The organism is Hydrogenophaga sp., assembly GCF_028698005.1.
Classification (GTDB): domain Bacteria; phylum Pseudomonadota; class Gammaproteobacteria; order Burkholderiales; family Burkholderiaceae_C; genus Hydrogenophaga.
In genome coordinates, this window is record NZ_JAQVEJ010000079.1 from 1 (window position 1) to 12929 (window position 12929).

A 12929-nucleotide genomic window follows, 5' to 3' on the forward strand; every position below is an offset into this window, starting at 1 on the left:
ATGCCCGCAGACGATGTGTTCGTCGCTCAGGGTGAAGCCCTTGGGCAGGTTGCGCAGGGGGTCGCCTTCGCCACTGCCATTGGCGTTGGCTTTGGCCGCGTCGCGTGCGCCATCGCAGGATGTCGGATCGACCGCCTGTGCGGCGGCCAGCGCCGCCAGGTCTGCCGCTTTTTGCAGCTCACGCTTCTGGTAGAAGAGATAGCCCAGCTCGGTGCCGATGAGCAGGATGAGGAGGGTGCTGAAGGCGATGGCGACGGTGATGGTGACCGAGCCCGATTGTCGCCACCGTCGGGCTTGCCGCGCGCGCCGGTCATCGGGGTGCTTGGAGGACATGATGAGGGTCATTGTTGTTGTCGCGTGCTCCCAGTCGTTCGTTGTCCGCTGCAGGCGCGCGCTCAGCGGGTGCGCCTCGTTGCCGTGCGCGAGTACGGCCGTGCGCACCCTCTAGCCGGGCCGGTTGACCATGGAGCGGTGAGGGGTTGGGCATGGTGGTCATCGGATCAGAACACCAGGCCGGCGTGCCCCTTGCAGTCCAGGGTCTTGAGTTCAACGTCGATTTGCCCGAGGTTTACGCCCAGCACTTGGGTCAGCAGCGGCGTGATGACTCCGCTGCCAACGGTATCGAAGACGGGCTTGAGGAGATCAAGAAGGAACCCCACCACCGTCACAAGACCGCTGGGTGGACGGTTGCCGCTGCGAGGGTCGTCCAGCAGCGATGCGATTTCGGCCTTGCACGCTGCATCGCTCGAGCCAATGAGCGCAGTACAACCACCGATGATTCCTCCAATCAGGTCGCCGAGGCCACCCAGGAGTCCGCCAACGACGCTTCCCACACCCTGAAGGAGACCACCCAGATCCAGGGTCAGGAGGTCACCGACGATCCCCAGCGTGTCGAGTAGGACATTGCCAAGAAATCCGCTCAACCCCGAGGTGACGGCTTCCATTTCGTTTTTTACGTCTGTCAGTCGATCGACGCGGCATTGGCGGCTAGGACACGCTCCACCATGCTTCTCCCAGAGCTCGGCTGCCATTTCTGCACTTTGTCCGGGGGTGAGAGGATCACCTTCGTACAATGATTGGAACAACAATGCTCCCAGCAAGCCGTTGGTAATTTCCTCAACTGTAGTCCCCAGCAGAAGGTTGTTGCCGATCGTGGCACTTTCGCCTTCGGCTAGGACCACACTTCCGCCACTTCGAAACGCGTTGAGCTTGAAGTTCGTGTCCAGGGCAATCAAGTCCGTGCCGAGCAAGCTCACCTTGAGAAGCTGTTCGTTTTGCAGACCATCTTCGCAACTGGCACTGGTGGAAAACAGCGGCTCGTCAAGTTTGCCGACACAGATCTTGGCCACCGAGGCATCCACCTCGATCTCGGCGCGGTCAATGCCGTCGTGCGTGCGCAGGTCGGCCGTGCACAGCTCGGTGATCGTGCCCTGGCCGTTGGCCACGTCAATGATGAGCGGCAGTTTGAGGCGCAACAAGTTGCCGATCAGGGGCAGTGCCCCAGTGTCGATGTTCACGAAGGTGCGCACCTGCGCCGTGTAGGCGGTGGCACCCACGCCACCGATGCCGATCGAGGGTGGCTCGATTACCGCCACCTTGGCATTGACCACATTGGACGGCAGCAGGCCCAAGTCCAGGTCCACGGCGCGGTGGCTGGTGGCCACGCCGATGGCGGTGTGGATCAGGTCCAGCGCGTTGACACTCGTGTTGAGTGCGGCCGACGCGGTTGGCGCCACGACCTCTGCGAACAGGCCCGACGCAGTGGCGTCTGATCCCAGACGCACCAGCAGGTCGCTGATGCCCAGCTTGGTTTCGATTGCCTGCAGCAGCGCCGCGTTGGTGTCCAGCAGGCTGTCCTGTCCGGCCAAGTGGACCGCCGCGTCCAGCAGAACGCCCAGCGAAACCTCTTGCGCGGCCAGCAGGGTATTGAACTCGCCGATGTCGATGTCGGCGGCCACGGGAATGCCCAGTGCCGCGAGCAGGCCACCGGGGGTGATGGTCGCGTCGGCCAGGCCGTCGTAGCCCACCAGCGAGGTACCCACGAGGTCCAGACCGATGGTCTTGAGAAGATCACCCAGCAGCGAGTCACCCACCGCGGCCAGCTTGCTGCCCACGGAAAACGAGGCCAGTGGCGTGTGCTCGGACGCCACCGCATCCGCGTGGATGTGGCGGCTGCCTGGAAAAAATGGCAGCAAGGATGGCGGGGCGCCCGTTTTCGTGACGTGCACCGCGTTGAACTCGGTCTGGTTGGCTTCGAAGTGCCGCTCGGCCGCCGATGCCGCATCCCAGCGCCCGCAAATGATGTCTTCGTCAGCCAGCACGAAGCCTTTGGGCAGGTTGCGCTTCGGATCGTTTTCGCCACTGCCATTGGCGTTGGCCTTGGCCGCCTGCCGCGCCGCGTCGCATGAGGTTGGTGCCAATGCTTGCGCCCCGGCCAGTGCCGCCAGATCCACCGCCTTTTGCAACTCGCGCTTCTGGTAGAACAGGTAACCCAGCTCAATGCCGATGAACAGCACGATGAGGGTGCCGAAGACGATGGCCACGCTGATGGCCACCGAGCCTCTGGCCCGCTGCCGCGCGCCAGGTGTCCGGCGGGCGCGGATGCCCCAGGCCTGATGCCGTCCTTGCTGTGTGGCCGTCGTCGTCATCGTGCTTCTCCCTTGTCTTGCTTCCTGTGTGCCAGCCAGCTTGTCCGCCTGCTCGTGAGCGGCTCCGCCTCAGATGGGCAGCGCCGCCGTGGCGTGGCTTTCCAGGATGTCGGGAATCCACGTGCTGGCGCTCAGCAGTGGAACGTCGGGAAAAGGGTTGCCGACCGTGCGGTAGGGGTAGCGAACGGTGATCGTGACGGTCGATGCCGCCGGCGGCGGGATATCCACGGTGACGTGGGTCGCCACCCATTCGCGCCGCCCCTGCGGCGTCCTGCCGCCCGGTCCGGGCACGACCAGGGAGCGGGCCAGCGAATCGCGCACCGCGTTCTTCACGTTGTCGATGGCGGCGTTCACCTCGTCGGGGGTACCCGCCAGGAAGGCCGGCTGCATCAGCGCGGCCCGGGCGCCGTCCTCGGCGGCGCGCGAGAGTGTCTGCTGGGTGTAGAGCACGACGCCGAAGGTCACCAGACCGAACAGCAGCAGCAACAGCCCGACCATGACGAACGCGAACTCGATGGCCGCCACGCCGCGCTGGGGTTGGCGCTGCAGGGCTGATGGCATGCCGATGCTCATGTGCCACCCCCTTCGAGCAACACGCTGGCCTGACCGGTCAGGCTGTCGGGCAGGGCGAACTCGGGCATGGGCAGGGCGAACAGGTGTTTGCCGTTGTCGTCATCGACCAGGTCCATGGTGATGGACACCTGGATGCTGCAGCGGTTTGCCCATTCCGGCCCGCAGATGGCGCCTTCCTGCACCAGGTCGGCCTTGGGCTCGGGGGCATCGAGCGCCCCTGGCCACCAGCCTTGCACGCGCAGCCTGGCCACGTTTTCGGCTTCGGCGAGGCGCGCGGTGATGTCGGGCTGGTAGCGCAGCGCCGCGCGCGCGCCTTCCTCGGCGGCGTTCTGCAGCGCCATCCGGTAGGTCAGGAGGATGCCGTAGCAGATGATGGTGTAGATCAGCCCGAACAGCAGCAGGAACGTGAAAGCGAACTCGATGGCGTAGACACCCCGCTGCGCCCGTGCCACCGGGCGCAGGCGCGGACATCGTCGCTGACGAAGGTGCGGTCGGGCGGTCATGCGTGGTCAGTTGGCCGGTGTCTTCACCTGTCGGCCAAACCAGACCGGCAGGGGCTGCTCGAAGCTCTTGAGGTAGCGTTGGCGGGCACTGTCCACCATCGGACCGTCCAGGGATTGGGGGTCGGCGCTGGCGGCGACACTGCCTTCGCGCTGGCGCTGCAGCAAGCCGCGCGTGGCCTGTCCCATGGGCAGGGCCTGGGGTTGCAACGCTTCGGTCGTCAGCACCTCGTCATTTTGGGCACTGGCACTTTGTTCCTCGACAGTCTGAACCCCGGGTTCGGCGGACGTGGGGGCCGGGGTGGCGGCGTCGGCGGCAGGCTGTTGCGCCCACAGGGGCGTGGCCAGGGCCAGGCTGGTGGCCAGAAGGGCCAGGCGGTGCCAGGTGCGGGAAGGGGTGGCGTGGTTGGCGTGCATGGTGAAGTCCTTACGGTTGGCTCGTTCGGGAGGACGCTGGCCGTGGGGCCTGGGTGGCGCCGGGCTCAAGCGTGAGCGCACGGCTCAGTTGCAGGCTGCTGCGCAGCACCAGGGCTTCCTGCTCCGGCTCGAACCGCCGGGAGGGGCTGCTTGGGGTTGACGGTGACCTGGGTGCTGCGCCAGCCATGGAGGCGTCCGTGCCATGTCCGAGGCCACGTGCCAGCCGCTCGATGGCTTGCCGCGTGGCGGGGTTGAACCCGGCCTCGTCCATGAAGCGGCGGGCGTCTTCGGGGCGGTTCTGCACCAGCAGGTACAGCGCCAGGTTGCTGCGCACCTTGGGGTGCTGGGGCAGCAACTGGGACGCTTGCATGATGGGCAGACGCGCGTCGTCGTAGCGCTGGGCCATGATGAGGGCGAAGCCCAGGTCGCTGAGCAGCAGACCGTCGGTCGGGCTGGCCTGACGTGCCTGCTCGAAGTGGCTGACCGCCTCGGCATAGCGGCCCTGCGCACCGGCGATCAGGCCCAGCCCCCGCCAGCCGGCGGCACGCAGGGATGAGCGTGTGAGCTGCTCGTACAGGCGTACGCTGGCATCGAGTTGCTCGGTCTGGCGCAGGGCTTCGGCACGCAGCAGGCGGCTGTCGTCGCTGGCACCCCAGCGCTGCTCCAGCGCGTCGATGTGTGCCAGTGACGCGTACCACATGCCTTTGTCCTGCATCTGGCGCACCAGGGCCGCGTGGGTGGCGGGGTTTTCCAGGCTGGGCGTGGCCGGCGGGTCAGAGCGATTGTCACCGTCCCGGGGCGGCACGGCGCAGCCGCCCAGTGCCAGGGCGAACGCCAGGGCGAGCGCCGACAGGCTGGCACCCCGGATCGGCGGGGTGTGGCGGTGGGTGCTCGGGGCATTGATGTTCATGGCTGCATCCTCACCGGCCCATGCCCGAGACGGCGTGTCCGATGGCCAGGAAGCCGGGTCCGGCTGCCACCAGAATGAGCGCCGGCAGCAGCGTGGAGACCATGACCACCGTCATCTTGACGGTGATCTTGCCGATGCGTGCCTTCATGTCCATGCGGCGCTGCAGGCGCAAGCGCTCGCTGAACTGGCGAATCGGTTCCTGAACGGCGCCGCCGTGACGGTCCACCTGGATGAGCAGTGTCACCAGGTCGGCCAGGTTGTGGTTGCCGTGCAGATGGGCGATGCGCCGGAAGGCGTGTTCGCGCGTGCGACCCTGGCTGAACTGACGGTTGGCGTCGTCCAGTTCGGTGCCGATGATGGGCAGCACGTGGCGGAAATCGTTGGCAACCACCTGCAGGCTCTGGTCCAGGCTCAACCCCACACTTTGCAGCAGGCCCAGCAGATCGACGAACAGGGGCAGCTCCAGGCTCACCTTGTTGCGGCGCTTGGCGGCAAGGTTGCCCAGGATCCACTTGGGCAGCATGAAGCCGATGCCAAAACCCACCCCGTAGAGCAGCACCGTCCTGCTGAAGGCCTGGCCTTCGCGGCCGAGCAGGGCCTGGGCCAGCAGCGGCAGGGCGATGGCCAGTATGCAGCGCGAGGCCAGCAGCACCAGTTGTGCCTTGGTCGAGGGGAAGCCACACTGGGCAATGAGCTTGCGATCTTCGTCCGCGACCAGGGCGCGCCCCAGGCCACTGTTGAGCCAGTGGCTGGGCAGCTGGTCGCCGTACAGCAAGGCGAGCTCGTCCTCGCTGCCGTCTGCCGCATCGCGGTCGATGACGGCGGCGTCGGCCAGGGCACGCTCGATGGTGCGTGCGCTTTGGCCCCGCGAGGCCTGTCGGCGCAGGATCAGTCCGGCCACCAGCAGCAGGGCCGCGGCCAGCAGCAGGAGGGCAAGGATGGACAGGTGCAGCGGATTCATGCCGTTCAGTCCAGTTTGGCCAGCCGGTACAGCAGGACGATGCCCGCCAACTGCAGGCCGGCGGCACCGTAGACCAGGTTGCGCCCTGTGGGGTCGTTCCACATGCGCGCGAAGTAGTCACCATTGATCAGAATGAGGGCCCCGCCCACCACGATAGGCAGCAGACCCAACACCCACGCCGACAGGCGGGTTTCGGCCGTCAGCGCCGAAAGCTCCTCTTCGGATTCCTCGCGGTCGCGCATGAAGTTGCCCACGCGTTCCAGCAGGGCTTCCGAGCGGCCACCGTAGCGTGCGCTCAGGCCGACGATGGCCGACAGCAGGAACATCTCGGGGACCTGCACCTTGCGGGCGACCTGCAGCAGCGCCTGGTCCAGGTCGAAGCCGGCGCGCGCCATGGCCAGGGCACTGTCCAGGTGCGCGCGCAAGGGCTGCTTGGTGCTGCCCACGGCGGTCTGGAACGCCGACTGGATAGAGTTGCCCACGGCCACCAGCCGAACCAGGATGTCCAGGAAGCCGGGCAGCAGGCGCACCAGCTCGCGCCGCATCTTCTGTACACGCAGCCACATGACAAAGACGCCACCCAGCAGCAACAGCACCGCCAGGCCGACCGCGCGCAGGGCATCGGTCAGCAGCCAGGCGAGCACGAACAGCACGCCAATGACGGCCAGACCGCCGTACAGCAGTTCGGGCGTGACGGCGCCCTGCGCCCAGCCCGGCACGGGCAGGCGCTCGAGCACCGAGTCAGGTTCTTCCGCTTCCGGCTCGGGCAGCGGGGCGCCGAACCGCAAGTCGCCCAGCGCCACGGCCGGCGCCGGCTCGGGTGCCAACTGGGCCTCGATGTGGCGGCGTGCCTTGAGGCGGGCCTGGCGGCGTGTGCTGTAGTCCCACAGCAGCAGGCCGGCGGCGGCCATCAGCAGCGCGATGATGGCCAGGACGAGCAGACCCTTAGCCATGCTGGTCTCCATCCTGCAGGTGCTGGCGCATTTGCTGGCGCTGCAGCGACTGGCGCAGTCGCGCGATCTTGGGCGAGTGCGGGTGGATACCCAGCGTGACCCAGCGGTCGCGCTCCTGGCCATCGGGTGTCGCCTGCAGTTCGTGGCGGAACAGCTCCTGCATGGCGATCACGTTGTCGTTGAGGCCGGTGATTTCGGTGATCGAGACGATGCGGCGGCTGCCGTTGGGCAGGCGCGCGATCTGGACGATGAAGTCGATGGCGTTGGCCACCTGCCGGCGCAGGCTGATCTCGCTGCCCTGGAAGCCGGCGAAGCCGGCCAGCATTTCCAGGCGGTATAGGCATTCGCGTGGCGAACTGGCGTGGATGGTGCCCATGGAGCCATCGTGGCCGGTGTTCATGGCCTGCAGCATCTCGGTGACTTCGGCACCGCGCACTTCACCGACGATGATGCGGTCGGGGCGCATGCGCAGGCTGTTGCGCAACAGGTCGCGGATGCTGACGGCCCCGGCACCGTCGTAGCCGCCGGGGCGGCTTTCCAGCCGGACCACGTGCGGGTGGTTGAGCGCGAGTTCGGCCGTGTCTTCGATGGTGACGACGCGCTCGTTGGTGGGCACGAAATTGGCCAGCGCATTGAGCAGCGAGGTTTTGCCCGAACTGGTGCCGCCGCTGATGAGGATGTTGCAGCGCGCGCGTACGGCCATCTCCAGCAACTGGGCGATGGCCAGGTCGAATGTGCCGAGCTGCAGCAGTGCCTCGGGGGTCAGCGGATCCTTGCGGAACTTGCGGATCGAGACGGCGGGTCCGTCGATCACCAGCGGCTCGATGATCACGTTGATACGACCACCGTTGCTCAGGCGCGCATCCACCATCGGGTTGGACTCGTCCAGGCGTCGGCCAATGGGCGCCAGGATGCGCCGCACGATGCGCATCAGGTGTTCGTTGTCGGCGAAGTGGATCTGCTCCTGCTGCAGCACACCCCGGCGCGAGACGTAGACCTGGCGGCTGCCGTTGATGAGGATGTCCTCGACGGCGGGGTCTTCCAGCAGGTCTTCGAGCGGACCGAAGCCGGCGAACTCCTTGGTCAGCGCTTCGGCAACGAGTTGCGTCTCTTGCGCGTTGATGGGTACACGGTGCAGGCGCACCAGGCTTTCGCACTCCAGGCTGACGAATTGCGCAATCGTGCTGCGCGACCAGCGGCCGAACTCGGCGCCCAGTTCCTCGATGCGGTTGAGCAGGTGTTCGTGAATGAACGCCTTGACGGTCTGGAACTCGGGCGAGTTCAGAAACGCCTGGTTGCTGTCGGAAAATTCAACGTCCATCGGCATGGGGCGTCATCCTTGGGTTTTCCAGGGCCGTAGCCATCGGCTGACCCAGGTGGGCGCGCCGCCAGCATCGGCGGCGGGGCGTTCCAGTTCGCCGCCATCGATCCACGGCAGCAACGCGCGCGCCATGTCGGCGACGGCCTGGGACCATGCATCGCCCGGGGCATCCTGCACGACCAGCTTGCCCCGGGTGGCCGCGGCCAGCAGGGACTGCCGGCGAGCCGGCAGCACGTAGGCCAGGGGGAGGTCGAGCTGCCGGGCGATGTCCTGGGCCGGCAGATCGACACCGGGCTCGAAACGGTTGACCACCAGCGACAAGGCGGCCGTATCCACCCCGCGATCGCGCAGCTCGCGCAGCAGGTTCGAGGTCGAGACAATGGCGCCGATGCTCTGGTCGCACACGACCCAGACCTGATCGGCCTGGCGCACCAGTTGCGCCAGGAACTCGGGCGTGGTGAAGCCACCCAGGTCGATGATCTGCAGGTCGAAATAGTCGCTGAGCAGGCGGGTGAAGTTGACCGACTGGCTGTGCGAGATGTCGCGCACCTGCGTCAGGTCGGCGGGCAACGGCAGTACGGCGGTGCCGTTGGCGTGGCGGGCGAGGGCGGAGTCCAGCAGGGTTTGGTCGAGCCGGTGCAGGTTCTGCACCCCGTCGACAAAGCTGAAGCTGCTTTGCAGACCCAGGTAGAGCAGGCCATCGCGCGCCGGCAGACCCAGGTCGAGCAGGGCCACGCCCTGGCGCTGGCTGCGCGTGTCGACCGTGGCCGATGCGGCCTTGCCGGCATGCCGCTGCGCCCGGGCGCGCAACTGCTGTACGCTGGCGGCCAGATTGCAGGCCAGCGTGCTCACACCGAGGCCGGCGCGCGCACCGAGCAGGGCCAGCTTGCGCCCACTGGCCGCCGGTGTCCGGGCGCTTTCGCGCTGGGCCAGGCGCTCGCGCAGCAGCGGCACCACACCCTCGCCGGGGCCGTCGAGGTCAACAAAATCGTCCACGCCGGCGCGCAAGGCCGCCAGGGTGCCCTGGGTCTGACTGGCATGCCCCAGGGCGATCAGCACCAGCTCGGGCCAGGTGCGCCTCAAGGCGCTGGCCAGCAGGGCGCTGCGTTCGGCCTGGTCGCCGGTGAAGTCGAGGAACACCGCCTTGGCCCGCTTGTGGCCGATGGCGTCCATCAGGGCCACCTCTTCCAGCGGCACCGAGCTGAGCAGGCCGTGGCCGCTCAGGGCGCTGGCCAGCCAGGCCGTGTGCTGGCGCGTGTCTGAGGCGTGCAGAAACACCGCATTACCCAGTAGCGTGGTGTTGCCATAAGGGGGCAGGGAGGTCATGGCAGGGCCCGGGCTGTCGTTCACCGCGAGAATCCGGGCAAGAGGTCGTCCGATGCCGCACCCCCGAGGTAGCTGCGCCACACCCCCGGTTGGTCCTGCTCATTGCTGCCGGGCAGTGCGGTGTCGGGCAGCGTGCCGCGGGCCATGGGCTGCACCAGGTGGGGTGTGACGATGATGACCAGTTCGCTCTCGTCGCGCTGGAACTCCATGCTCTTGAACAGCGTACCGAGCACCGGGATGTCGCCCAGCAGGGGCACCTTGTCGATATTGGAGGCCGTCTGGCGCGACACCAGCCCGCCGATGACGAAGCTCTCGCCGTCGCCCAATTCGACCGTGGTGTCGGCGCGGCGGGTGGAAATGCCCGGCACGACGGTGCCATTGAGCTGGACGGCCTGGGCGTAGTTCAACTCGCTGGCCTCGGGTGCGACCTTGAGGGCAATGCGGTTGTTGGCCAGCACCGTGGGCGAGACGGTGAGGCCGATGCCGAAGGGCTTGTATTCGACACTGACGGTACCGAGCCCCTGGGCAATGGGAATGGGGATTTCGCCGCCGGCCAGGAAGTTGGCGCTCTGGCCCGAGAGCGCCACCAGCGTGGGCTCGGCCAGCACGCGCGCCAGGCCATTGCCTTCCAGCAGACCCAGTGCCGCGCCCAGGCCCGCCTTGCTGGAATAGCCGAGCAGGTTGAAGGCGCCGACCACCGGCGAGGCCAGGCTGTAGGCCAGCGTGGTGGCCGCGGCGGCGCCAGCGGCCGACGCGGTATTGGACAGATGGTCCGCCGTGTGGCTCAGCGTCTCGGTGACGGGCGAGTTCCTGCCGTTGATGGCCGACACCGCGCTGCTGGCGCTGGTGTTGGCCGCGCTGCCCAGGCTGTTGCTGCTGCTGCTGTTGAGCTGCGACTGCACGCCAACGCCGAACGAGGGGCTGCCGCTGCCCGGTGTGGACACGCCAAAGGTGAAGCCGTGCCGGTTGCTGGCGGCGCTGAAGAAATTGATGCCCGCGCGTTTGAGCACGTTCTTGCGCAGCTCGACGATCTTGACCTCGACCTGCACGGTGTGGCTCTTCAGGGCGAGCGTGGAACGGTCGATGGCGGTGGTCTTGTCACCGAAGGTGGACAGTGCCTGGGCCATGGCATGGCGGCGTGTTGCGGCGTCGGTGAAGCTGCCCTCGATCACGGCCTGGCGACGCTGGACCTCCACCTGGTAGGTGGTGGCACGTGTACTGCCTTGTTCCCACACCAGCAGCGTGGTGCTGCCCGGCCCCTTGGCCGTGAGGATGAGGCGTGCCGCGGGTGAGCCCTTGGTCTGGCGTGTGACCGTCACGCCCAGCACCGATTCGTCGCCGATGGCGATGCGGCCGACCCCCTTGTCGATGACCAGCTCGTGCTGGGTGCCGGCGGTCAGGCTCAGGGTCTGGGGACTGGCGGCGACAACGGCCTGGGCCGTGGCGGCCACGGGGGCCGCCAGAGGCATGGTGCCGCACAGCAACAGGCCCAGCCAGGGGCGGAGGGGAAAGGGCAAGGTCAGGCGTCGGCGCATCGCGGATGCTCCATTCTGGTTGTTCAGTAGTGCACGGTGTCGCGGCGGTCGCCGCGGATGATTTCAACTTCGGTGCGGGCCGGTCGCTGCGCCCCTGGTTGGCCTGCGACCCGCCCGGTGGGGGAGGCCGCCGTCCGGCGCACGTTGGCCGCGCCGCCGGCCACCAGGTCGGGCCGGGCCAGGCCGGCCACGGCACGGTCAATGCCAGTGAGCGGGCCGCGCGTGGTGCCCGGCTTGGGCGGCAGCGGCTGCAAGGCCGGGGGCAACTGGGCAAACAGGGTTGGATCGGGCTCGCTGGTGTCGGTCGGGTTGCGCAGCGCCAGCAGCAGGCTGCCGCTGGCCTCGGCCAGGGTCAGGCGGTTGACGTCGTCCACCGGTACGGCCAGCACGACGGTGCGTGCCTGCGCCGGGCGGCGGTTGGTGTTGCTGTTGCGCGGTTTGGCCATCAGGCTGCCGCCGGAGGCGCCGTCGGCGGCCGACTCGTCGGGGGGCAGGGCGTCGAGTGAATCCTGCCCGTAGGCCAGCACGCGCTTGCGCGCCATCAGCAGGCGGGTCTGGCTGCGGTCCACGTCCTTGCCGTCGGCCTTGAGGGTGAAGAACACGTCGACGTAGTCGCCGGGGCGCACGTTGTTGCCCACGCCCAGCACCTCGTCGGCCTTGACCGCGACGGCGCGTTCACCGGCTTCGAGCTTGAGCGCCAGGCCGGTGGCCATCTGTCCGGCCAGCAGCGGGCTGCCTTCGCCCAGGTCGAGCACAGGCACCTTGCCGGTGACGGCGGCCACGCTCTGGAAGGCCCCCGCGGGGTTGACGGTGAGCTGCACCACGCGCACGGCGTCGGCGGCAATGGGCTGGCCGGCCGGCAGCGGTTTGGTGGCGACCACCACGGGCCAGGTGGGCTCGGCGGGTTTGCCGGGGGCTGTGCTGGCGGCGGTGGGCGGCGGTGGTGCCGGTTGGCGGCTGAGCATCCAGGCGTACACGCCCAGGGCCATGGCCAGCAGCACCAGCACGACGGCAATGATCTTGGAGAAGCGGAGCATGGCGGTTGCCTAGTAAAGTGGAGCAGCAAGGGCCGGGGCGCTACCGCGGCCGCCGGCGATCCAGATCAGGGTGGCCATGGCCAGGTAGGCGGCCAGCGGCACGTGCCGTGCCTTGCGGGCCGGTGTGGCGGTGTTGCGTTTGCCGTCACCGTTCCGCGCAATTCGGGGGGAGGACAGGGCCAGGAACAGCCGGGGCGCCACCGGCCAGCGGCGCAAGGCCAGCCACAGCGCGGCGTGCAGACCGGCCAGCACGCTGGCCACGGCCCAGATGAACAACAGCGGCGCCAGGCCGGTCCACAGGCCCAGCGCGCCGGCGAACTTGACGTCGCCCGCGCCCATGAGGCCCAGCGCATAGCACAGCAGCAACGCGCCGAAGGCCACGCCGCCGCCGGCCAGCGCCTGCGCCCAGCCCAGGCCAAAGGGCTGGGCACCCGGCCACAGGGCCAGCAACGCCCCCGCTGCGCCCAGCAGCACAAGGCTGTTGGGTACGCGGCGGCGGGCGAAGTCGCTGGCCATGATGGCGAGCAGGAACAGGACGAAGCCGGCGAGCATGGTGGATCGGATTGATGAATCAGCCGCCAGTGGAGCCGCCGCTGGTGCCGCCGCCGAAGCTCACTCCATCAACGGCTGTTTTGATCTTGCCGAACAGACCCTCAAGGATGGCGCTGACACCAGTTGTGTCATCAGTAAAAACGAACACAAGAATCACAGCCATCAGCCCGGCGATGATGCCGTACTCGATGGCGGT

Annotated in this window: 14 protein-coding genes; all 14 read right to left on the reverse strand. The window is 67.9% G+C overall.

Annotated features, from left to right (window positions below):
• A partial coding sequence (locus PHQ87_RS09345) for a pilus assembly protein TadG-related protein (protein WP_300233313.1) occupies window positions 1-441 on the reverse strand: 441 nt, incomplete at its 3' end.
• 59 nt (window positions 442-500) lie between these two features.
• The gene (locus tag PHQ87_RS09350) at window positions 501-2648 is read right to left on the reverse strand and encodes a TadG family pilus assembly protein (protein WP_300233314.1); all 2148 of its coding nucleotides are present in this window, start codon (window positions 2646-2648) and stop codon (window positions 501-503) included.
• 69 nt (window positions 2649-2717) lie between these two features.
• The gene (locus tag PHQ87_RS09355) at window positions 2718-3209 is read right to left on the reverse strand and encodes a TadE/TadG family type IV pilus assembly protein (RefSeq protein ID WP_300233316.1); all 492 of its coding nucleotides are present in this window, start codon (window positions 3207-3209) and stop codon (window positions 2718-2720) included.
• An 8-nt stretch (window positions 3210-3217) separates the two neighbouring features.
• Complete coding sequence (locus PHQ87_RS09360) at window positions 3218-3724, reverse strand: TadE/TadG family type IV pilus assembly protein (protein WP_300233317.1); 507 nt, start codon at window positions 3722-3724, stop codon at window positions 3218-3220.
• A 6-nt stretch (window positions 3725-3730) separates the two neighbouring features.
• Window positions 3731-4138: a DUF3613 domain-containing protein gene (locus PHQ87_RS09365; protein ID WP_300233319.1), complete on the reverse strand. Its 408-nt coding sequence runs from the start codon at window positions 4136-4138 to the stop codon at window positions 3731-3733.
• A 10-nt stretch (window positions 4139-4148) separates the two neighbouring features.
• A complete protein-coding gene (locus PHQ87_RS09370; protein ID WP_300233321.1) occupies window positions 4149-5048 on the reverse strand; it encodes a tetratricopeptide repeat protein in 900 nt (299 codons plus the stop codon).
• A gap of 10 nt (window positions 5049-5058) precedes the next feature.
• Window positions 5059-6009: a type II secretion system F family protein gene (locus PHQ87_RS09375; RefSeq protein WP_300233323.1), complete on the reverse strand. Its 951-nt coding sequence runs from the start codon at window positions 6007-6009 to the stop codon at window positions 5059-5061.
• A gap of 5 nt (window positions 6010-6014) precedes the next feature.
• Window positions 6015-6962, reverse strand: coding sequence for a type II secretion system F family protein (locus PHQ87_RS09380; RefSeq protein WP_300233324.1), 948 nt, complete (start codon window positions 6960-6962; stop codon window positions 6015-6017).
• The gene (locus tag PHQ87_RS09385; protein ID WP_300233325.1) at window positions 6955-8289 is read right to left on the reverse strand and encodes a CpaF family protein; all 1335 of its coding nucleotides are present in this window, start codon (window positions 8287-8289) and stop codon (window positions 6955-6957) included. The genes PHQ87_RS09380 and PHQ87_RS09385 overlap by 8 nt, the downstream gene beginning before the upstream one ends.
• 6 nt (window positions 8290-8295) lie before the next feature.
• Window positions 8296-9609 (reverse strand): histidine kinase, encoded by a 1314-nt coding sequence (locus tag PHQ87_RS09390; RefSeq protein ID WP_300233326.1) that lies wholly within the window; start codon window positions 9607-9609, stop codon window positions 8296-8298.
• 20 nt (window positions 9610-9629) lie between these two features.
• Window positions 9630-11144 (reverse strand): type II and III secretion system protein family protein, encoded by a 1515-nt coding sequence (locus tag PHQ87_RS09395; protein WP_300233328.1) that lies wholly within the window; start codon window positions 11142-11144, stop codon window positions 9630-9632.
• A gap of 23 nt (window positions 11145-11167) precedes the next feature.
• On the reverse strand, window positions 11168-12181 hold the full coding sequence (gene cpaB / locus PHQ87_RS09400) for a Flp pilus assembly protein CpaB (RefSeq protein WP_300233330.1): 1014 nt from the start codon (window positions 12179-12181) through the stop codon (window positions 11168-11170).
• A 9-nt stretch (window positions 12182-12190) separates the two neighbouring features.
• The gene (locus PHQ87_RS09405; RefSeq protein WP_300233333.1) at window positions 12191-12733 is read right to left on the reverse strand and encodes an A24 family peptidase; all 543 of its coding nucleotides are present in this window, start codon (window positions 12731-12733) and stop codon (window positions 12191-12193) included.
• Between the two features lie 19 nt (window positions 12734-12752).
• Entirely contained in the window at window positions 12753-12923 is a 171-nt protein-coding gene (locus PHQ87_RS09410) for a Flp family type IVb pilin (RefSeq protein WP_300233335.1), read from the reverse strand.
• Between the last annotated feature and the right edge of the window lie 6 nt (window positions 12924-12929).